At 56.5% G+C, this 19,777-nt stretch carries 19 protein-coding genes and 1 other RNA gene; 6 read left to right on the top strand and 14 right to left on the bottom strand.

The features are described 5' to 3' along the window. Window positions 1-2 precede the first annotated feature (2 nt). From H573_RS0104035 to H573_RS16960, 4 genes are all read right to left on the bottom strand, one after another. Entirely contained in the window at window positions 3-1,226 is a 1,224-nt protein-coding gene (locus H573_RS0104035; RefSeq protein WP_027873142.1) for an FAD-dependent monooxygenase, read from the bottom strand. Then, entirely contained in the window at window positions 1,223-2,476 is a 1,254-nt protein-coding gene (gene ubiH, locus H573_RS0104040; RefSeq protein ID WP_027873143.1) for a 2-octaprenyl-6-methoxyphenyl hydroxylase, read from the bottom strand. The genes H573_RS0104035 and ubiH overlap by 4 nt, the downstream gene beginning before the upstream one ends. Further along, window positions 2,466-3,794, bottom strand: a complete 1,329-nt coding sequence (pepP, locus tag H573_RS0104045) for a Xaa-Pro aminopeptidase (protein WP_027873144.1) — start codon at window positions 3,792-3,794, stop codon at window positions 2,466-2,468. Before pepP ends, ubiH begins: the two co-directional genes overlap by 11 nt. A 72-nt stretch (window positions 3,795-3,866) precedes the next feature. Next, window positions 3,867-4,454: a UPF0149 family protein gene (locus H573_RS16960; protein WP_036255828.1), complete on the bottom strand. Its 588-nt coding sequence runs from the start codon at window positions 4,452-4,454 to the stop codon at window positions 3,867-3,869. Window positions 4,455-4,488: 34 nt separating this feature from the next. On the opposite strand from H573_RS16960, the gene H573_RS19720 reads away from it, so the two are divergent. From H573_RS19720 to H573_RS0104065, 4 genes are all read left to right on the top strand, one after another. Continuing rightward, on the top strand, window positions 4,489-4,827 hold the full coding sequence (locus H573_RS19720) for a TIGR02449 family protein (RefSeq protein WP_234701836.1): 339 nt from the start codon (window positions 4,489-4,491) through the stop codon (window positions 4,825-4,827). Between the two features lie 31 nt (window positions 4,828-4,858). Beyond that, a complete protein-coding gene (locus tag H573_RS0104060; RefSeq protein WP_027873146.1) occupies window positions 4,859-5,167 on the top strand; it encodes a cell division protein ZapA in 309 nt (102 codons plus the stop codon). A 37-nt stretch (window positions 5,168-5,204) separates the two neighbouring features. Further along, a non-coding RNA gene (ssrS, locus tag H573_RS19260) (6S RNA) lies at window positions 5,205-5,384 on the top strand. A gap of 39 nt (window positions 5,385-5,423) precedes the next feature. Further along, window positions 5,424-6,035 (top strand): 5-formyltetrahydrofolate cyclo-ligase, encoded by a 612-nt coding sequence (locus tag H573_RS0104065; RefSeq protein WP_027873147.1) that lies wholly within the window; start codon window positions 5,424-5,426, stop codon window positions 6,033-6,035. On the opposite strand, the gene ilvA is transcribed toward H573_RS0104065, so the two are convergent. From ilvA to H573_RS18820, 4 genes are all read right to left on the bottom strand, one after another. Then, on the bottom strand, window positions 6,032-7,567 hold the full coding sequence (gene ilvA, locus H573_RS0104070; protein WP_267878899.1) for a threonine ammonia-lyase, biosynthetic: 1,536 nt from the start codon (window positions 7,565-7,567) through the stop codon (window positions 6,032-6,034). The two genes, H573_RS0104065 and ilvA, sit on opposite strands and share 4 nt — an antisense overlap. Window positions 7,568-7,699: 132 nt before the next feature. Further along, the gene (locus H573_RS18810; protein ID WP_205618895.1) at window positions 7,700-8,479 is read right to left on the bottom strand and encodes an energy transducer TonB; all 780 of its coding nucleotides are present in this window, start codon (window positions 8,477-8,479) and stop codon (window positions 7,700-7,702) included. Between the two features lie 34 nt (window positions 8,480-8,513). Next, window positions 8,514-9,563, bottom strand: a complete 1,050-nt coding sequence (locus H573_RS18815; protein ID WP_051170999.1) for a response regulator — start codon at window positions 9,561-9,563, stop codon at window positions 8,514-8,516. A gap of 10 nt (window positions 9,564-9,573) precedes the next feature. Further along, a complete protein-coding gene (locus H573_RS18820) occupies window positions 9,574-11,367 on the bottom strand; it encodes a sensor histidine kinase (protein ID WP_084497914.1) in 1,794 nt (597 codons plus the stop codon). A 261-nt stretch (window positions 11,368-11,628) separates the two neighbouring features. On the opposite strand from H573_RS18820, the gene rpiA reads away from it, so the two are divergent. Both rpiA and H573_RS0104095 read left to right on the top strand, forming a co-directional pair. Continuing rightward, window positions 11,629-12,306 carry a ribose-5-phosphate isomerase RpiA gene (gene rpiA, locus H573_RS0104090; RefSeq protein WP_027873149.1) on the top strand — a complete coding sequence of 226 codons (678 nt, stop codon included), beginning with the start codon at window positions 11,629-11,631 and terminating at the stop codon, window positions 12,304-12,306. Window positions 12,307-12,314: 8 nt separating this feature from the next. Next, the gene (locus H573_RS0104095; protein WP_027873150.1) at window positions 12,315-12,755 is read left to right on the top strand and encodes a low molecular weight protein-tyrosine-phosphatase; all 441 of its coding nucleotides are present in this window, start codon (window positions 12,315-12,317) and stop codon (window positions 12,753-12,755) included. Window positions 12,756-12,764: 9 nt separating this feature from the next. Here the strand turns inward: H573_RS0104095 and metF are convergent, their stop codons facing one another. From metF to H573_RS0104125, 6 genes are all read right to left on the bottom strand, one after another. Then, entirely contained in the window at window positions 12,765-13,598 is an 834-nt protein-coding gene (metF, locus tag H573_RS0104100) for a methylenetetrahydrofolate reductase [NAD(P)H] (RefSeq protein WP_027873151.1), read from the bottom strand. A gap of 95 nt (window positions 13,599-13,693) precedes the next feature. Beyond that, complete coding sequence (gene ahcY / locus H573_RS0104105) at window positions 13,694-15,088, bottom strand: adenosylhomocysteinase (protein ID WP_027873152.1); 1,395 nt, start codon at window positions 15,086-15,088, stop codon at window positions 13,694-13,696. A 40-nt stretch (window positions 15,089-15,128) separates the two neighbouring features. Beyond that, complete coding sequence (metK, locus tag H573_RS0104110) at window positions 15,129-16,337, bottom strand: methionine adenosyltransferase (RefSeq protein ID WP_027873153.1); 1,209 nt, start codon at window positions 16,335-16,337, stop codon at window positions 15,129-15,131. A gap of 40 nt (window positions 16,338-16,377) precedes the next feature. Beyond that, window positions 16,378-17,409, bottom strand: coding sequence for an ArsR/SmtB family transcription factor (locus H573_RS16980; protein ID WP_084497915.1), 1,032 nt, complete (start codon window positions 17,407-17,409; stop codon window positions 16,378-16,380). 66 nt (window positions 17,410-17,475) lie between these two features. Beyond that, the gene (locus H573_RS0104120) at window positions 17,476-18,567 is read right to left on the bottom strand and encodes a fatty acid desaturase family protein (RefSeq protein WP_027873154.1); all 1,092 of its coding nucleotides are present in this window, start codon (window positions 18,565-18,567) and stop codon (window positions 17,476-17,478) included. Between the two features lie 9 nt (window positions 18,568-18,576). Then, window positions 18,577-19,689 (bottom strand): flavin reductase family protein, encoded by a 1,113-nt coding sequence (locus H573_RS0104125; RefSeq protein ID WP_027873155.1) that lies wholly within the window; start codon window positions 19,687-19,689, stop codon window positions 18,577-18,579. Window positions 19,690-19,777 lie beyond the last annotated feature (88 nt).

Consider the following 19,777-nt stretch of genomic DNA (forward strand, 5'->3'; position numbering starts at 1 on the left):
GGTCAGCGACGCGCCAGCCCCATCGCGCGAGCAACAATCTGGCGCTTGATAGGCACCGCTCGATCTAACCAGCTCATGCCCGCATTTCTCAGCAGGCGCAATGGTAGGGCTTGGCTGGCAAACAGATTTTGAAAGCCTTCCATCGCCGCCATCATCGCCAGGTTTTCGCCCTTGCGTCGCCGTTGATAACGCGACAGCAGCAACTCATCAGAGAGTGGCAGGCCGCGCGCCAAGGCACGCTGACATTCCTCGGCGAGAACCTCGGCATCGGCGAAGCCCAAATTAATTCCCTGCCCAGCCAGCGGGTGGATGGTGTGCGCGGCATCGCCAATAAGGGCGATACCCTGCTGAAAATAGCGCTGAGCGTGGCGCTGGCGCAGCGGGAAACGGACGCGCCGGCTGGCCGCATTGATACGCCCGAGCCGCCCTTCAAAATGCTGGGCCAGCGCCAGGCAAAAGGCGTCGTCATCCATCGCCATTAGCGTATCGGCCAGCTCAGGTTTTGCCGACCAGACGATTGAGCTGAAGTTTTGCGCGCCATCGCGGTCGGGCAGAGGTAAAAACGCCAGCGGCCCCTCGGGCAGAAAACGCTGCCACGCCGTAGCGCGATGGGGCTTTTCAGTCTCCACGGTACACACAATCGCGTGGTGCTGATAATCCCACTCGCGAGTTTGAAAACCACCCCAGTCACGCAAACGAGAATTGGCGCCGTCTGCGGCAACGATCAACGGCGCCTGCAAGAGCCGCCCGTCATTTAACTGCAACTGTCCTTGATCACCACTTCGTATCCAGGCGGCAACAGGACTGTTAAACAGCATGCGCACGCGACTGTCTCGCAAGCGATTGTGCAGCGCGGCGGTTACCAAGCGATTCTCGGCAATATGCCCCAGGGCCAACTCGCCGACCTCATCGGCCGAAAAATGAATTTCACCGGTGCCCTCAGCATCCCAAACAACCATCTCCTGATAGGGGCACACCCGCCTTTCTGCCACAGCAGACCACGCTCCCAGCCGCTGCAGGAAACGCCGCGACGCGTCAGTAAGCGCACTGACTCTGGCGTCATAGTCCATTACGGTTTCATCAAGCGGCGGCCAGCCCTCTCGCTCTGGCTGGGCATCGATCACCACAATATCCAGCGGCTGGTCCGCCATCGCCAATGCGAAGGCCGCACCCGCCAGCCCGGCACCGACCACAATAATGTCAAACTTTTCAAGTCGGTCTGTCACAGCGGCAGCTCCATGTCTCGGCCTTTTATCACACCCGCAGCGCGCGCGGTAAAGCGGGACTTTATCGGCTTGCTGGCATCGAGCATGACCAGCCCCATATTCCTCGCCAAGCTCAGCACAGGCTGACGATTACTAAATAGTTTGGTTAAGCGGTCCGAGAACAAGGTCGTTACCTGCTGGTCGGTATGCTGACTGCGCAAATAGCCCTGCAAGACGGACAGCTCACCCGCACTGAGCCCCTGTGCAACCGCCGCGGCCACACGCTGGGCCAGCGCATCGGCGTCGCGCAGGGCGAGGTTAAAGCCCTGCCCTGCCACGGGGTGAAGTGAATGCGCAGCGTTGCCCATCACCACAATATTTCGCCGTACTTGTTCCTCAGCAAAACTGAGGCGAAGCGGGAAGGCCACGCGCTGCCCCACTTTTAGTAAGCGACCCAAACGGTGGCCAAACTGCTGCTGCAAGCACGCCAGAAAGTCCTCATCAGTCCAATTCATCGCCGCGTCGGCGTCATCCTCGGGAAAGGTCCATACCAGGGCGGAGCGCGACTGACCCTGCTCGTCTGGCAGTAGCGGCAACATCGCGATAGGCCCTTCGGCCGTGAAGCGCTCGTAGGCGGTTCCGCCATGTGGCAGCTCGGTGGCGATATTGGCGATCACGGCCGTTTGCGCATATTCATCCACCCGGCGATGAATCCCTAAGCGCTGGCACAGTCCCGAATCAGCCCCATCGGCGATAACCAGCAAAGACGCGCTGCAGGATGTTTCCCCGCCCTCGGCTTGCAAGTCCAGCTGCACCTTGGCGGCCATTGGCGTTACCGCCTCGACACTGGCCGGGGAGATAAACTGCACATTGGTATGACGCCGCAGATGGTTAAGCAGGACATTGCCCAGCCACGCGTTCTCAATAACATAACCCAGCGCGGGCCATTCCAGCTCGCCACAATGCATCAGCGCGCTGCCAAAATGGCCGCGATCAGACACCTGGATATTCAGAATATCGGCAACATGGCTCTCCAGCGTCGACCAAAGCTCCAGGTTTTCAAAAATTTGTCGGCTGCCGTATGACAGCGCGGTGGACCTGGCATCAAAACTGGGGCGATAACTCGGCCCAGCGTCGCTGAGCGGAGGGAGGGGAAAACTCTCAACCACAGCAATTTTTAACTGGCCCTGGCTGTGTTTGTGCAAACCTAGGGCAAGGCTGGCGCCGACCATGCCGCCACCGGCAATCAGCACATCGTAGTCAACGTCCATCGCCCGCCTCCGCCATCAGGGCTTCGATGTCGTCAACCGACTTAGGTACTGACGCCGTCAGCACCTCACAGCCGGACTTACTCACCACCACATCGTCTTCAATGCGAATGCCAATCCCGCGCCAACGCGGCTCAACAGCATCGTTGTCGGGCGCAACATAAATACCCGGCTCGATGGTTAACACCATACCTTCTTCGAGCACCCGCCACTCGCCGCCGACCTTGTAATCACCAACATCGTGCACATCCATACCGAGCCAATGCCCAGCCCGGTGCATATAAAGCGGCTTATAGGCCTCGGTTTCTATCAGCTCAGATAAATCGCCCTTTAGCAGCCCGAGCCTTAGCAGGCCTTCTGTAATCACCTTCACTGTCGCTTCATGCGGCTGATTCCAGTGATTGCCCGGCTGCGTGGCTTCTATTGCTGCCAATTGCGCTTCCAATACCACCTCGTAGAGGGCCCGCTGTTCATCATTGAAGCGGCCATTGGCCGGAAAAGTACGCGTGACATCCGCGGCGTAACCCTCAAGCTCACAGCCGGCATCAATCAGCACCAACTCGCCATCGCGGATCACGCTGTTGTTTTCCACGTAATGCAAGATGCAGCCATTTTTCCCCGAACCGACAATACTGCTGTAGGCCGGGAAGCGTGCGCCGGCCATTGCAAATTCATGCTGAATTTCCGCCTCAAGCTGGTATTCATATACACCGGGACGGCAGTAACGCATCGCTCGGCAGTGAGCCTTTGCAGAAATCTCGCCAGCGCGACGCATAATCCGCAATTCCGCCGCGCTCTTATACAGGCGCATATCGTGGAGTAGATGATCGAGGTCGAGAAACTCGCCCGGAGGCTGGGCGCCGCTGCGCACTTTGGAGCGAATAACATTCACCCAGTTCATCACCTGCTGATCAAACTCTGCGTGCCGCCCCATGGCATAGTAAACGCGCTGCCGACCTTCGATTAGCCCGGGCAAAATATCGTCGATATCCGCAATGGGGAACGCATCATCGGCGCCATATTCCGCGCAGGCGCCCTCTGGGCCAGCGCGATAGCCGTCCCACAATTCCATGGCGGGGTCACGCTCGCGGCAAAACAGAATGTATTCACCCTGCGGCCGCCCCGGCAACAACACCAACACCGCCTCAGGCTCGTCGAAACCGCTCAGATAAAAGAAGTCACTGTCCTGCCGAAAGGGGTAGTCGGAGTCTCGACTTCGCGTGCGCAACGATGCCGACGGCACAATGGCAATGCTACCCGGCTCGAGCAGGGCCATTAAATTCTTACGGCGCCGCGCAAATTCCTGCTTACTGATGCTCATAGTGTCCCTGATATGTATGATCTTGAGGAGCTTATCACAGCTATTTTTACGGGAAATTGATCTGCTCGGTTGTCAGTGCAATCGCTCGCCCTTGGGCTTCTTCGTCGCCGGGGTGGCGGCGTTACACTCAAGAAAGATGGTCATCGCCACGACGCGCACATACTCGCAGATTTCCACGTAATCCTGCTCGCCATCTTCATCGTCAGCCTGATCAGCAGAAATTTGCGCAATGGCCGCCAAGTCGCTCAACGCCTCACGGCTCTCTTTAGACAGCGCATCCAAGACATCACCCTCGCTCTGCCGCTGCTTGCCTGCCATCGCAAAACCAGTGAGAAAGCCCTGCACCCACTGACCGAGGCTGACAATGCGCTGCCCCAAATCAAGTTCGTCTCCCGGCAGCATTAACTGCAGAGCCAAGTCCTCACTACCCAGCGCTTCCAGCGCGCCTTTATAAACGCCGAATAAGGCATCGGCATCGTCAGGGTTGGGCATATCGATATCCAGCAGCTCCGTGCAATGCTTTAACCACGCCTGGCGCTCGACTCGCCCGCCGACAGACAAAAAGCCAACGGCATAACCGTGGAGCTCCGCCGGGGGCTGCAAAGCACCTAAATTAAGGAATAAATTAGCGAGATCATCGTGGTCAAACTCGTTAGACATTGCACATCCCAAGGGCATCAAAGACTGGAGGCGCATGGTAGCGCTGATCCGCCGCAAAATCGAATACCCGCCGCTGTTCATACCGCCGCGCATAACCGTTGACCGAGCGCTGGCACCCACTCTACTATGGCGACATCATTCCCGGCCGTGGAGCTACGCAATAATGGACGACCGACAGCTGCAGGTTTTGGAACGAAAAGTCGATGAGCTCATCCAACTGTGCGAACAATTGGATGCAGAGAACCGTACTCTCAAATCCGAAACGCAAAACTGGAAGATTGAGCGCGAAGCGCTGATCGAAAAAACCGACACGGCCCGGGCAAAAGTCGACGCGATGATCCAACGCCTGCGCGCATTGGAAAAAGAGTGCTGATGACCCGCCCCAGCCACATGGAGACGACAAGGTGAGTAAAGAAACGGTCATCGTTAAAATTCTCGACAAGGAATATCAGGTTGCCTGCCCGAGTGACGAGCAAACAGGCTTGCTGGAAGCGGCCCGCTACCTCGACCAACAGATGCGCCAAATACGCAACTCCGGAAAAATTATTGGCCTGGAACGCATCGCCGTGATGGCCGCGCTAAACATTGCCTACGAGCTGCGTGAGGCCAGTAAAAGCGGCGTTAGCACAGAGCAAGAAGCCACGGTAAGCAAGCGCATTACCGATAAAATTGACGACACCCTCAACTGCTGCCGCCAACTCGATATCGGCTAACCACCCTGTTAAGCGCGCGGGCCTATCGGTATACTGTGAATTCCTGGGATATGCGCTAGGCCGTCAGACCCCTGAGCCGATGCTTTAAAACCCGGAGCGAACCAGCCAGTATTTGTGTGCATGTCCGCGTGACGGAAAGCCTAAAAATGCTGCGGTAAGCTCCACCTTGAACCGCTGGGTTCAAGGGCCACGCGGCCGGCGGTATCCTGGGTCCTACCTTTTCAGGCAGCGCCGTCAACCACTACCCACCTTCACTATGGATGCATCGAGCAAAAACCAGCTCCGCCAACGCCTCCGCCAACGCCTTCGGCAACAACGGCGCGCCCTGCCGGCCGCCATTCAACGGCGCGCCGCCAAGCGCCTGCTACAACAGCTGAGGAAACTACCCGAATTCCGGCGCGCTCGACATATTGCTCTATACAGTGCCAGTGACGGTGAAATCTCCACCACCGACGTGCTTCGCTACTGCCAGCGACGCGGCAAGGTGTGCTACTTACCAGTGATCCACCGAGATACCAAACACGCGCAAATGCGTTTTCATCGCCACGCCCCAGGGCAAACCCTGCACAACAACGCCTTTAACATCCCGGAACCCAATGCCCTGCGCCGCCGACAGATAGACCCTATCCGCCTCGACATGATGCTTCTGCCACTGGTTGGCTTTGATCGCCGGGGCAATCGCCTGGGTATGGGAGGCGGCTACTACGACCGAGCGCTGGCCTTTAAGCAGCGCCGCAATGCGGCGAGTAAGCCCCTGCTGATCGGCCTGGCCCACCACCTGCAAGAAGTGGAGCGCCTGCCAACACAGCACTGGGATATCCCCCTCGACTGGGTCGCCACCGACCGCGAAATTTTTGCCGCGGGTTAACTGAGAAACTGCTGGTACGCGAGGTTGTCGGTCTCTTCATGGAAGGGGTAAGCCAGCTTACCGAGAAAAGCCTCTACTGCTTTGCGCTCAGACTTATCCGCTTGCAAGCCCACCAACACCCGGCCGTAGGCCGCACCGTGATTACGGTAGTGGAAGAGCGAAATATTCCAGCGATTACCCAAACGCGTCAGAAAATTCATCAAGGCGCCGGGGCGCTCCGGGAATTCAAAACGATACAGTAATTCATTGGCGACCGCGTTGGGGCGATGACCACCCACCATATGGCGGATATGCAGCTTGGCCATCTCGTTGTCGGTCATGTCCTCGACTCGGTAGTCCAACTTGCGCAAGGATTCAACGACCTCCGTCCGCCCTTGGCCACCAGCCGCAACAGCCACACCGACAAAAATTTGTGCGTCGCGATCGTCGCCATAGCGGTAGTTGAACTCAGTGATATTGCGCTTACCCAGGGCGGCACAGAATTTTTTGAAGCTTCCGGGCTGCTCGGGAATGGTGACACTCAAGATCGCCTCGCGCTGTTCACCAATCTCTGTGCGCTCCGAGATATAGCGCAGGCGATCAAAGTTGGTGTTCGCGCCACTGTCGATCGCCAACAGTGTTTTGCCTTCACAGCCGTGCTGTTCAACATATTTCTTGAGACCAGCGAGCGCCAGCGCCCCTGCGGGCTCGGCAATCGAGCGAGTATCGTCAAAGATATCCTTGATTGCTGCGCAAATTTCATCGGTATTTGCCGTGACGACCTCATCGACGGTTTTGCGCAACACCCGGAAGGTTTCCTTGCCAATTTGTGCCACGGCAACGCCGTCGGCGAAAATCCCAACCTCTTTCAAGCGCACTCGACGCTGCTTTTCCAAAGCGACTTTCAAGCAGGCGGCATCTTCAGGCTCCACCGCAATAACGCGGACATCGGGGCGTACATATTTAATGTAGGCCGCCACACCAGCAGCGAGACCGCCGCCACCTACCGGCACAAATACCGCGTCGAGTGGCCCAGTAACTTGCCGCAAGATTTCCATGCCGACGGTGCCCTGCCCGGCAATAACATCGGGGTCGTCATAGGGGTGGACATAAACCATGCCTTTTTCTTGCACGAGCTTTTGGGCATAGGCCGAAGCCTCATCGTATGTGTCACCGTGCAACACCACCTTGCCACCGCGCGAACGCACCGCATCCACTTTGATCTGCGGCGTGGTTTTAGGCATCACAATTGTCGCCTTCACCCCCAGTTTTAGCGCTGACAGGGCCAAGCCCTGAGCGTGGTTTCCCGCCGACGCGGCCACCACGCCCTGGCGACGCTCGGCCTCACTGAGGTGGATCATTTTGTTGTAGGCACCGCGCAACTTGAACGAGAATACCGGCTGCAAATCCTCGCGCTTGAGCAGCACCGTGTTATTCAGCCGTTTCGACAGCAGACGCGCCTCGTCCACAGGTGATTCGATAGCAACATCGTAGACCCGGGCATCGAGAATTTTCTTGATGTAACTCTGTGGCATGTTGTCGGAGACTCCAATTACGGCCTGCTGGCGGGATGATCGTATACCAAACGGCAAGTCTAACGCGTCGCCGCGTACTCCACCATGCTGCGAGTAATTCAGAGGCACAAAAAAGCCCGCCGTAGCGGGCTTTAATTCACTCGGTTTCTGTTAGCCGCCCAAGCGCCAACCAAACCGCACCAGCGCCGAAGACGCCTGCGGCTCGCCGCCGAGAGTCTCCGGAGTAAAGCTACACTTCATAATGGCCTCTAGCGCGGCATTATCCAGTCGCTCTACGCCACTGCTCTGCTGCACCTCTCCACTGACAACTTGCCCCTGCGCATCGATGGCAAACGCCATCGTCACCGTGCCTTCCTGCTTCAAGCGGATCGACGCACGGGGATAACGCGGCTTGCGGCAACTACTCCAATCCACGCTCGCGGGGATGCGCTCGGCATTTGCCTTGGGCTTGGGTTTCGCAGCCACTTTCGGAGCGGCGGGTGCCGCGGGCTTAACCTGAGCCGCCAAGGCTTTTTTACGAGCCAATTCAGCTTGCCGGGCGCGCTGCTCAGCCGCCTCTGCCGCTTCCTTGGCTGCCTCTGCTGCCGCTTGCGCCTGAGCGAGCGCCGTCGCTTGCTCCTCCAGTACCGCACTCTGCTCCTGCTGTCGCAAAGCCTGTTCGCGCTGGTTGAAGGTTTGCTCTAAGCGCTGCTCCCATGCAAGCAGCACATCCTGCTCATCATCCGCCAGCTCAGCATCTGCCAGCGAGGCAAATACCTGCACCGTTTCAACGGTTGCCGACTCATCGGCAGCGCCATCCCCTAAGCTCATTAACCACGCTGCCAGACCCGCCGCTGCGCACACGGCAAACAGCACCACAGCAATAAACATTTCCGCCGACTGCACCAAACTTTTCTTTGGAGCACTACTGGCCGATACGTCACTATTCATCATTGTATTCATTATTGTCGTTATCTCTGCAGCATCAGGCGGTCAAACCAAACAAGCGACCAATACGCTTGAATACCCCACGGCGGTCACTGGATGGCTCTGGCGCCTTTTCAGCTGCCAGACGCAGTGTCTGCTCCGGATTCTTTTGCAAAATATCAAAGCGCCGTACCGCCAAATTAACACTGCCGCGCAGCATCCCCTCGCTAATAGGCTTGCTAAGAAAGCGGTAGATTTGCCCGCGATTGATCAATTCAATGCCCAAGCCAGCATCAGCTCGCGAGGTTAGTACTATCGCCACCAGCGAAGGGTGATGCTGGCGCAGAGCGGTCAGCAGGTGCGTCACACTCTCGCCACCAATAGACAGCTCGGTGATGATCACGCCGATATTTTCTGACTCCAGCGCTTCAAGTGCGCCGTCCAGGTCAACCGCGGTAAATACCGGTCGGTCTTTGTGCAACACACGCTGTAAAACGTCGCGGGTGGTGCTGTCTTCGTCCAACACCAAGATGCCCGTTTCATTGCGAAGTGCCTCCGGCCCAGCGGCGATATCAACCACCGTTTTCGCCGTCGGAGCGGACGGCTCAGGCGCCTCGGCAGCTTCGCGCGGCGCAGCGGCCGCAGCACTTGTCTGGACCTCATCGGAGGCTTCTTCAGCCTCACTGCGATTAAGCTCAGCGCTGACATCCTCAGCCACATCCACCTCAGAGGCTTTTACCGCCGCAGCGATGGTGTCGCGCAATTCGTTATTCGACCAAGGTTTGTTGATGAAACGAAAAATTTCGCCGTCATTTATCGCGCCCAATATGGCGCTTAAATCCGAGTAGCCGGTCAGCAACACGCGGATCGCTCTCGGCCGGAGCTCGCGCGCTGTGCGCAGAACCTCAACACCCGTCATTTCCGGCATACGCTGATCAGAGACGATAACATCGACATCTTCTTGCTCTAACAGTGCTACCGCGTCCGCGCCACAATTGGCGGTAAACACTTGATAGCGGCTGCGAAACAAAGCCTTTAGGGCAACGAGAATTCTCGGCTCGTCATCCACGAATAAAATCTTTGCCTTACTTTCAATGCCTTCAGTCATCACCTACCCCTCAAACCGCGCTGTCACTGAGAATTATGCTGTCTTCGGTCACAACGACTTGTTCTGGAACGGCCTTGCCCGCTATCGGCAGGCTGACTACAAACTCGGTCCCGACACCCGGCTCCGATTCCACAGAGATGCGGCCACCGTGATCTTCGATAATGCGAAACACAATGGACAAGCCAAGGCCCGTGCCTTCACCAACAGGCTTGGTAGTAAAGAAGGGCTCAAAGATATGCGCGGCGGTTTCAGCATCCATACCGCAGCCACTATCGCGCACACGCACCACGGCATTGTCGCCGTCAACAGCGGTGCTAAGTGTCAGGGTTCCCTTTCCATCCATAGCCTGAGCGGCATTGTTAATTAAGTTCAGAAATACTTGGTTCAACTGAGACGGAGCGCAACTGATATTGGGTAGCTCACCAAAGTCGCGCTGAATGTCCAGGTCTTTGATTTGGTTTTGGCAAATCTTCAAGGAGGTTTCGATACCCTCGTTCAGGTCGAAAAGCTCGGTTTGCGAGCGATCTACCCGACTGAAGTTTTTCAGGCTCATAACCAATTCGGCAATTTGCTCTAAGCCGTATTGGGCATCACCCAATAGCATGTCGAACTCGCCGCGGCTTTCCTCATCGATAACATCCTCCATGGAGGACACCAGCTCCCGCACAATTGATACGTTGCTGTTGGCGTAACCGAGAGGCGTATTAATTTCGTGGGCGACACCCGCCACCATTTGCCCCAAGGAGGCCATTTTTTCAGACTGGATAAGTTGCGCCTGCTGCAGGCGTAAGTCTTCCAAGGCGGAGCTTAAATCGCGGGTGCGCTCGGCGACGATGCCTTCAAGATTGATATTGGCATCCTGCAGCTCCATGTTCACTTGGTCCAGCTCTTGGAATGAGCCCCGCAAACGCCAGGCGATCAAACCAAAGGCCAGCAGCAGCGCTGCCGCGTAGACAGCCAGGGTTTGGCGGTTGCGATCTGCCGCCGCCTGCAACTGAGAAAAGTGGTTCTCATAGCGCGTCTTGAGCGTCGCCAGTGCACCGGCAGCGCCGGCTTCTGCGATCTCGTCCAGTTGCTGATTCAATTCATCTCGAGTGAAGCGCAGACCGTCCACCGTATCGAGCAATTGCGATAGCGCAGCCAATGCCTCGGTATCCTCCAGAGCACTGGCCTGAATCGCAATACTTGCGCTCAACTGGTCTAGCAGCTCGGCGTTTTCTGCGGTTGAAATAATACTGTACTGCGTCGCCTCGCGAATCAGCCGCTTGATGTCGCGTCCGAGAGCGGCCTCCGACTCTATCGCCGGTGCGCTGAGCACCGAAACACCCCCGCTGCGCATTGCCGCGAATAGTAGGCGCAAGCGACGCAGCGTTTCCTGGTAGGGTTCCAATGCATCCAACTTGGCTTTCGTGCTACGCAGGAAGTCGTTTAACGCGCGGTCCACAAGTGGCGCTTGCCCCTTGAGGCCCGCCTGGCCAAAACCAATCTGGCGCGACTGCTCATCGAAGCGCTCCGCGGCGGCCAGCATGGCCAGCGGCTCACTTTCTAACTGCAACGGTGCACGCACGATGGCCCGGTTGAGCTGTCGATCTGCGGTGTTTACGGCTTCTAACTGCTCCATGCGTACCACATGCAGCCCGGTTTCCAGCGGTGTTCTCAAGGTAACCCACAACAAATAGCCCAGCACGGTAAATGCCAGCAAAATAGCCAGCGGCGCAAAGACGCGCTGGATACCCAGTTGGCTCACTGCTGATGTTGTCGACCCTTGAACCGCTCCTTCTTTTATTTTTCTTATTCGGCTCATGCCGTCTCCTAAAGCAACCCTTCTCCCGGGAATCCCGGAAGTACCGGCTTAGCCAGCCAGTACTACTCTAACGACCGATTTTGTTGTTTCTATAGCCTTGCTAGAGTCGCCGTTTTTATGATGTGTAATAGGTTGGCGAGCGTCGAGGATAAAAGCTCATCACCAAAATGTCTAGGCACGCGGAAACCGCCTTGCGGCTCGCATTCGCCACAGCGCAGTTTTATACTTGCCGCTCTCAGTTCTCAGCGCAGCGAATCCACCATGAATCAGCAGCAATTGAAAGAAGCCGTGGCCGCAGCGGCCATTGAGCGCGTTAAACCCGCCATCCTCGACGGCGAAATCATCGGTATTGGTACCGGCTCAACCGCCAACTGCTTCATCGACCAGCTCGCCGCCTTAAAAGATGACATAAAAGCGACCGTCGCCAGCTCTGAAGCGTCCGCACAGCGGCTGCGCAGCCACGGCATTGAAGTGGTTGAGTTAAATAGCTGCGGCCAAATAGCGGTTTACGTAGACGGCGCGGATGAGAGCAACCAGCGCCTTGAATTGATCAAAGGCGGCGGCGCCGCACTCACCCGAGAGAAAATCGTCGCAGCAGCGAGCAAGCAATTCATCTGCATCGCTGACGAAAGTAAATTAGTCGACCAACTGGGCGCCTTCCCGCTGCCGATCGAAGTCATTCCGATGGCGCGCAGCTATGTGGCTCGCGAGCTGCTCAAGATGGGTGGCAACCCGGTGTATCGCGAGGGCGTTGTCACCGACAACGGCAATGTGATCATCGACCTCTACGACTTTATGATCGCCACCCCACAAAAAACGGAAGAAACCATCAACGGCATCACTGGCGTTGTCACCAATGGCCTGTTTGCCCTGCGGCCCGCCGACGTACTGCTACTTGGCACCGCCGGCGGCGTTAAAACGCTACAGCGCGAGGGCTAGGGGCAACGATGTTTAACAATATTCTGGTTATCTGTATCGGTAATATTTGCCGCAGCCCAAGCGCGGAATACATGCTGCGTCAGAAGTTGGCCGAGGTGAAACCCAATATCACTATTCACTCGGCTGGCCTTGGCGCGCTGGTGGACAAAGGCATCGACGACACCGCGGCGGCACTACTCAGCGAACACGGCATCGACCCTAGCGGCCACTGCGCTCGCCAAGTCGACCGCGACATGCTGACTCAGGCCGACCTGATCCTCACCATGGAATCGCGCCATATTCGCGGCATCAACAAAATTGCCCCACAAGTTGGCGGCAAGACGTTTTTATTGGGCAAGTGGTCGGAAAACCAAGAAGTGCCCGACCCTTATCGCAAGAGCCGGGAAGCCTTTGAGCACGTCTATAAACTGCTAGACCAATTCACAGACGACTGGCTGAAGTATTTGTAGCGTATCGCGCTAGGGGTGTGAGGCCTTAACGCTTTCCAACATGCGCTTAACGGGCTGCACTTGGTTCATTGTATAAAAATGGATACCCGGTGCGCCCCCCTCCATCAGAATTTGACACATTTCCGTCACATACTCTTCACCGAAGGCAGCAATGCTCTCTAAGTCTTGACCATAGCCATCGAGCTTGCGCGCCAGCCAACGGGGAATTTCAGCGCCGCAATTGCGTGAGAAGCGCGCCAAATTCGCATAGTTGGTGATCGGCATGATGCCCGGGTAGATCGGCTTATCGATACCGGCCTTTTCGCAGGCATCCAAAAAGTAGAAATACGCATCGGCATTAAAGAAGTACTGGGTAATGGCACTGTTTGCGCCGGCATCCAGCTTTTCTTTTAAGTACACCACATCCTGCTCGTAACTCGGCGCGTCGGGGTGAACCTCCGGGTAGGCAGCAACTTCTAACTCGAAGTGGTCGCCGGTGTGCTTGCGGATAAACTCGACGAGTTCTCGGGCATACACTAAGCGCGTCGCCCCCATTCCAGAGGGAATATCACCGCGCAACGCGACGATGCGACGCACACCCGCCTGGCGATACTGCTCAACCAGCGCCAGAACCTCCTCTTCCTCGTCACCACCAAAGGACAAGTGAGGGGCAACATCAATACCCGCTGCCTTGGCATCGAGAACGATGCCCCGGGTGTTGTCTCGGGTAGACCCGCCCGCACCATAGGTGACGGAAAAGAAGTCTGGTGCCAGACTATTCAACTCATTGCGGGTGGCAACGAGCTTTTCACGACCGGCTTCGGTCTTGGGTGGGAAAAATTCAAAACTGTAGCGATTGGCCATGCACACATCCGCTTATTATCTGTCACGCGTATTAACGCCCCGCGCCCAATAGACGGCGCGGGGTGAACGGCAGCGGCGAAACCGCTACCTCGGGCTTAGTACTTGTAGCTATCTGGCTTGAAGGGGCCATCAACGCTCACGCCGATGTAGTCGGCCTGATCCGCTTTGAGCTTGGTGATCACGCCACCAAAGCCCGCCACCATGTGCGCAGCAACTTCTTCGTCCAGCTTCTTGGGCAGCACTTCAACGGTGATAGCACCTTCGCGCAGCTCTTTTTCCAGGTCGGCAAAGCGGCGCTCGTACAGGTAAATTTGCGCCAGTACTTGGTTGGCAAACGAACCGTCCATAATGCGACTGGGGTGACCGGTGGCGTTACCCAAGTTAACCAGGCGACCCTCTGAAAGCAGGATCAAGTGATCGTTGCTAGCGCGGTCGCGATACACAACGTGCACCTGTGGTTTGATCTCGTCCCACTGCCAATTTTCACGCATGTAGGCCGTGTCGATTTCATTGTCGAAGTGACCAATGTTGCACACTACGCAGCCATTCTTCAGCGCCGCCAGCATATTCGCATCACAAACGTTGACGTTACCAGTTGTCGTTACCAGCAGATCGGTAGTGCCCAGCAGTGCGCTATTGATGCTGCTTGCCTCACCCGTGTTCACACCATTGACGTAAGGCGACACCACTTCAAAACCGTCCATACAGGCCTGCATGGCGCAGATGGGGTCGATTTCTGTCACCTTTACGATCATGCCTTCCTGACGCAGTGACTGAGCAGAGCCCTTACCAACATCACCATAGCCAATAACCAGTGCTTTTTTGCCCGACAACAGATGGTCGGTAGCGCGCTTAATCGCATCATTTAAGCTGTGACGACAACCGTATTTGTTGTCGTTTTTCGACTTGGTCACCGAGTCATTGACGTTGATCGCGGGTACTTTCAGCTCGCCCTTCTTCAACATATCTTGCAGGCGGTGAACCCCTGTGGTGGTTTCTTCAGTGATACCGTGGATCTTGTCGAGCATCTCGGGGTACTTCTCGTGGAGAATGCCGGTCAGGTCCCCACCATCGTCGAGTACCATGTTGGCATCCCAGGGCTCGCCGTCTTTCAAAATTGTCTGCTCAATGCACCACTCGTACTCTTCCTCGGTTTCACCCTTCCATGCGAAAACAGGAATGCCGGCCGCGGCGATCGCCGCTGCAGCGTGATCCTGGGTAGAGAAAATATTGCACGACGACCAACGCACTTCAGCGCCGAGAGCGGTCAGCGTTTCGATCAACACCCCGGTTTGAATGGTCATATGAATACAACCGAGAATTTTGGCACCCGCCAAGGGCTTGCTATCGCCATATTTTTCGCGCAGAGACATCAGCGCAGGCATTTCGCCCTCTGCGATGCTCAGTTCTTTGCGACCCCATTCGGCCAGACTAATATCGGCAACTTTATAGTCGCTGAAATTTTCTACTGCAGTTACTGTGGCAGTCATATTGCTATCCTCAAATTAATTTCGCGAGTGGCTTTGCTTCTTACACCGCCGCTTTCAGCGCCTCGGCGCGATCGGTTTTTTCCCAGCTGAAGGCCGTGCTGGTTTCGCTGCGGGCTTCACCGTTTTCTGTCCATTGATACGTGTGCTCGTATGGCTCCCGACCAAAATGGCCGTAGGCCGCGGTGGGCTGATACATCGGGTGAGCCAAGTCCAGCATATTGGTAATGCCGTAGGGGCGCAGATCGAATACCTGACGCACTGCGGCCACCAATTTTTCATCACTGACTTTGCCAGTGCCGAAGGTATTCACCGAAATCGAAGTTGGCTCCGCGACACCAATCGCATAGCTCACCTGAATCTCGCAGCGGTCAGCCAGACCAGCGGCGACGATATTCTTCGCCACGTAACGACCAGCATAGGCCGCACTGCGGTCAACTTTGGATGGATCCTTACCCGAGAAGGCGCCGCCGCCGTGACGCGCCATACCGCCGTAGGTATCAACAATGATTTTACGCCCCGTCAGCCCGCAGTCACCCACTGGGCCACCGATCACAAAATTGCCGGTGGGGTTGATGTGGAATTGCGTACCCGCGTGCAACAAATTGGCGGGCAGCACATGCTTGATAACCTCTTCACGCACGGCTTCCTGAAGATCAGCTTGGCTGATATCAGGATTGTGCTGAGTCGATAACACAACCGCATCAACGGCTACCGGCACGCCGTTCTCGTAACGCAAGGTCACCTGGCTCTTTGCATCGGGGCGCAACCACGGCAGCACACCGTTTTTGCGTAGGTAAGCCTGGCGCTCAACCAAACGGTGGGAATAAAACAGCGGGGCGGGCATCAGGTGCTCGGTTTCGTTAGTGGCGTAGCCGAACATCAACCCTTGGTCGCCCGCACCCTGATCTTCTGGCTTGGCGCGATCCACCCCCTGATTAATGTCCACCGACTGCTTGCCAATGGCATTTAGTACGGCACAACTGGCACCATCAAAACCCACATCGGAACTGTTGTAGCCAATGCCGGTAATCACGTCGCGAATAATATCTTCCAGATCCACGTAGCACGAGGTGGTGACTTCTCCTGCAACGACTGCCATACCCGTTTTAACCAGGGTCTCCACGGCAACCCGGGCATGCTTGTCACGCGCGATAATCGCGTCGAGCACCGCATCGGAGATTTGATCGGCGAGTTTGTCTGGGTGTCCTTCCGATACCGATTCGGAGGTGAACAGGCTGTATTCAGACATTGATAGTCTTCCTCATTGTAATGGCCCTGTGGCCAGCTCGTTATTTCTTGCCCGGCTTTATAAACTGCCGAACTTGCACGCGAAAACCGTTTAACTGGGCCAGGTAAACTGACGGCCCCTCTTCCAAGCCGCAGGCCAACGCCCACTCGCTTAATTCTTCCTGCGCGATACCCAGCCACAAATCACCGCAGGCCTCTCTGGCCCAGTTTTGATCGTGAGGGCAGAGCTCAGCCAGGCAAAACACCCCGCCCGGACTCAACATGCGCTGTACGTCGTTAAAAATATCTGACGGTGACGGCACGTGGTGCAGCACCATATTGGCCACCACACAATCGGCTTCACCCTCCGGCAAATGCCGGCTGCGGCTGTCGCCCAGTACAAACTCTATGCCGTCGAGCCCTTTGTCAGCAGCGGCGGTGCGCGCTTTGTCCAGCATTGGCTCACTGTTATCAAGCGCGATCACTCTCGTGTAACGGCCGGCCAGCTCAGCCAGAAAATCGCCCTCTCCTGGCCCGATCTCGACCGCCAGGCGCCCTCCCTCGGGCTGACTGGCCCGCAACAGCTCGGCGCAACTTGGGCCGTATACGCTGTAGGCCACCATTTGCTCTTGCTGCTCGCCAAACTCACCGGCGTGTTCAGCAAAAAACGCTCGCGAGCGTTCCGCCCGTTCGGCGACCACTTTTTCTAGCTGCCGCTGCTGCCCCGCATCCAATACCAACTGCTCGGCAGCATTGAGCACCGCGGTGTGCAGCTCGGCCACACTGGCATGTTCGGCTTGCCAATTGCGGCGGTAAAACAGGCTATTGCCCTCGCGGCGACGAACAACCAAACCCGCAGCAGCGAGTATTTTTAAATGGTGACTCATGCCTGACTGGCGAACATCTAAAATCTGGCACAGCTCCTGAACGCTGTAGGCATCGCAACTTAACACGCGCAGCACTTGCAGACGCAAGTTATCGGCTCCCGCCTTACAGAGCTGGAGGACCATTGCGCCGATAGCCGGCTCGTCCGGTGTTGCGGGGGGAGACTCAGGGGAATCTGCCGCCGCCACATTGCAAGAGTGTGCTTCCATGGCGACGCAGTGTAGCAGCCTTAAGGCCTATATCAAAATATTTTGATATAGATTTCCATTTGGTAATTATTGCACCAGCGGCCGCGGCATTGGCGCCGCAGAGGGGAAGGAATGCCGCAGGATTCGCCACACTACTTGACCAAACTGTCGCGGCAGCGAGCCGGTGTTGTAGTGCTGATCATATTTCTGACAAATCGCCCGCAGCTCTACCGACATCTCTGCGTAACGGTGGGCCGGAACCGTAGGGAACATGTGGTGCTCAATTTGATGACTCAAATTGCCCGACAGAATATGAAACAGCTTACCACCGCCGAGATTTGACGAGCCGCGCAATTGTCGCAAGTACCACTGTCCGCGAGTTTCATTATCCAACACCGAACGCTCGAAAACCTCAGCATCGGCGGTAAAGTGGCCGCAAAAAATGATCATAAATGTCCAGAGGTTACGGATCAGGTTGGCAACCAAGTTGCCGCTGAATACCGTTAGGAAAAACGGCCCGGCGAGCAGCGGAAAAAACACATAGTCTTTAAGTAGTTGGCGCCGGGTCTTCTTCCACAGCGGTCGCAGCTCATCCTTTAATTGCGGCCAGGACTTTCGCCCCTTGGCGACCTTACCCAGCTGCAGCTCCTGAATTGCCACGCCCCACTGAAACAACAGCGCCAGCAATACCGCGAATACCGACTGAAACAGGTAGGAAAAATGCCAACGCTGCTCAGGGAAGAGCCGCAACAGCCCGTAGCCCACGTCATCATCAAGCCCCTTGATGTTGGTGTAACTGTGATGCTTGTAATTGTGGCTCTCGCGCCAGTTGTCTGACGTACCGACGATATCCCATTCATACGTCGCGCCGCGCAGTGCAGGATCGTTCATGAAGTCGTATTGGCCGTGCATTACATTGTGGCCAATTTCCATGTTCTCCAGAATTTTTGCCACACCTAGCAATACCGTGCCCAGTACCCATGCAGGAGGGAAAACACCAATAAACAGCAGCCCTCGCCCCACGACCTCCATGTATTGCTGCACGCGAATCAAACGGCGAATGTAGCGGGCATCGCGCGCCCCCACATCGGCGATCGCTCGCTTTTGCAATGCGTCGACGTCCTCGCCAAACGCGGTTAATTCCTCTGGGCCCAGCGCCCTACTTTTACCCTGACTCACAACGCTCACCTATATGTCCAATTCGATATTGCTGTTTGCGCGGCTTACGCACAGGCGCACAGAACCGGCCCCGCGAAGCTGCTCACCGTTTAACTGATTTTGACTTTCCCCACTGCGCTGGCCGCAGCTGCAACTGTTGCAAATACCCATGCGGCAACCATGGGGAGGTCGGTGCCCCGCGTCTTCTAGCGCGTCAAGCAGCGACTGCTGAGAAGAAACCGTGATCGTTTGTCCGCTGCGAGTTAACGAGACCTCAAAGAAACGCTCCTCTGCCACATCCCCGCCAAGCCGCTGCGGCGGACTAAATGCCTCGGCATAGAAACCACCCACCACGCCAGAAAACAGCTCGCGAGCAGCTCCCACAAACGCGCTGCCGCCGCAGGCAAATACACTGCCATTTGGATACCGCTCACATAGCTGCGCCGCCAGCTCCGTGCTCAAGCGCCCAGTCGAATACAGCGATGAGGAGGCGTCGGCGTTGCAGAACCGCTTCACGGAAAACTGAGGGTGCGCCTGACAGAGCGCATCCAGCTCCTCGGTAAAGCAGAAACGATCGACCTGCTTCTCCCAGTACAACAGCTCACCCCGAAGTGCCTCTCCTCGCCTTGCCTGCTCGGCAATCAGGTTATAGATCGCCGTAATACCGCTACCCGCCGCGAGAAATACCTGCGCGCGCGCCTCTGCCAAGCCTTCCGAGAGCCCACCATAGGGCTGGCTTAGCTCAAGCACATCGCCCACCTGCAAGTGATCGTGTATGTGGTTGCTGACAAGCCCCCCCGGCTCACGACGCACCGAGATGCTGACACAACCACCCTCGGCGGGGCGCGACAGACTGTAACTACGGGTACAGAGGCGACCGCCAATCTCTACAGACACATTTACATGCTGGCCCGCCACTGCTGATTGAAAATTCCGGTTAGGGCGCAGCCCTATACTCAACGTCTCTGCCCCCTCCATATGCAGGCTCTGTACGCGGGCAAATACCCGCCGCCACGCCGTAATGCTGCCGAACTCGCGAGCCCAAAAATCAAATTGCGACTCGCTTATCAGCGCTCCCAGCATTCCCGCCACACGCGGCATGCGCTCAGGAAAACCATTCGAAGAAGAAAACACACTCGCCATTGTTTACATCCAGTGGTGAATTTTCGACCAATATACACGTGTATTTATATGTGTCAATACACTTGTATATTCATGTGTATATTTACTT

This window comes from Neomelitea salexigens DSM 19753 (assembly GCF_000422345.1).
GTDB lineage: Bacteria > Pseudomonadota > Gammaproteobacteria > Pseudomonadales > Spongiibacteraceae > Spongiibacter > Spongiibacter marinus_A.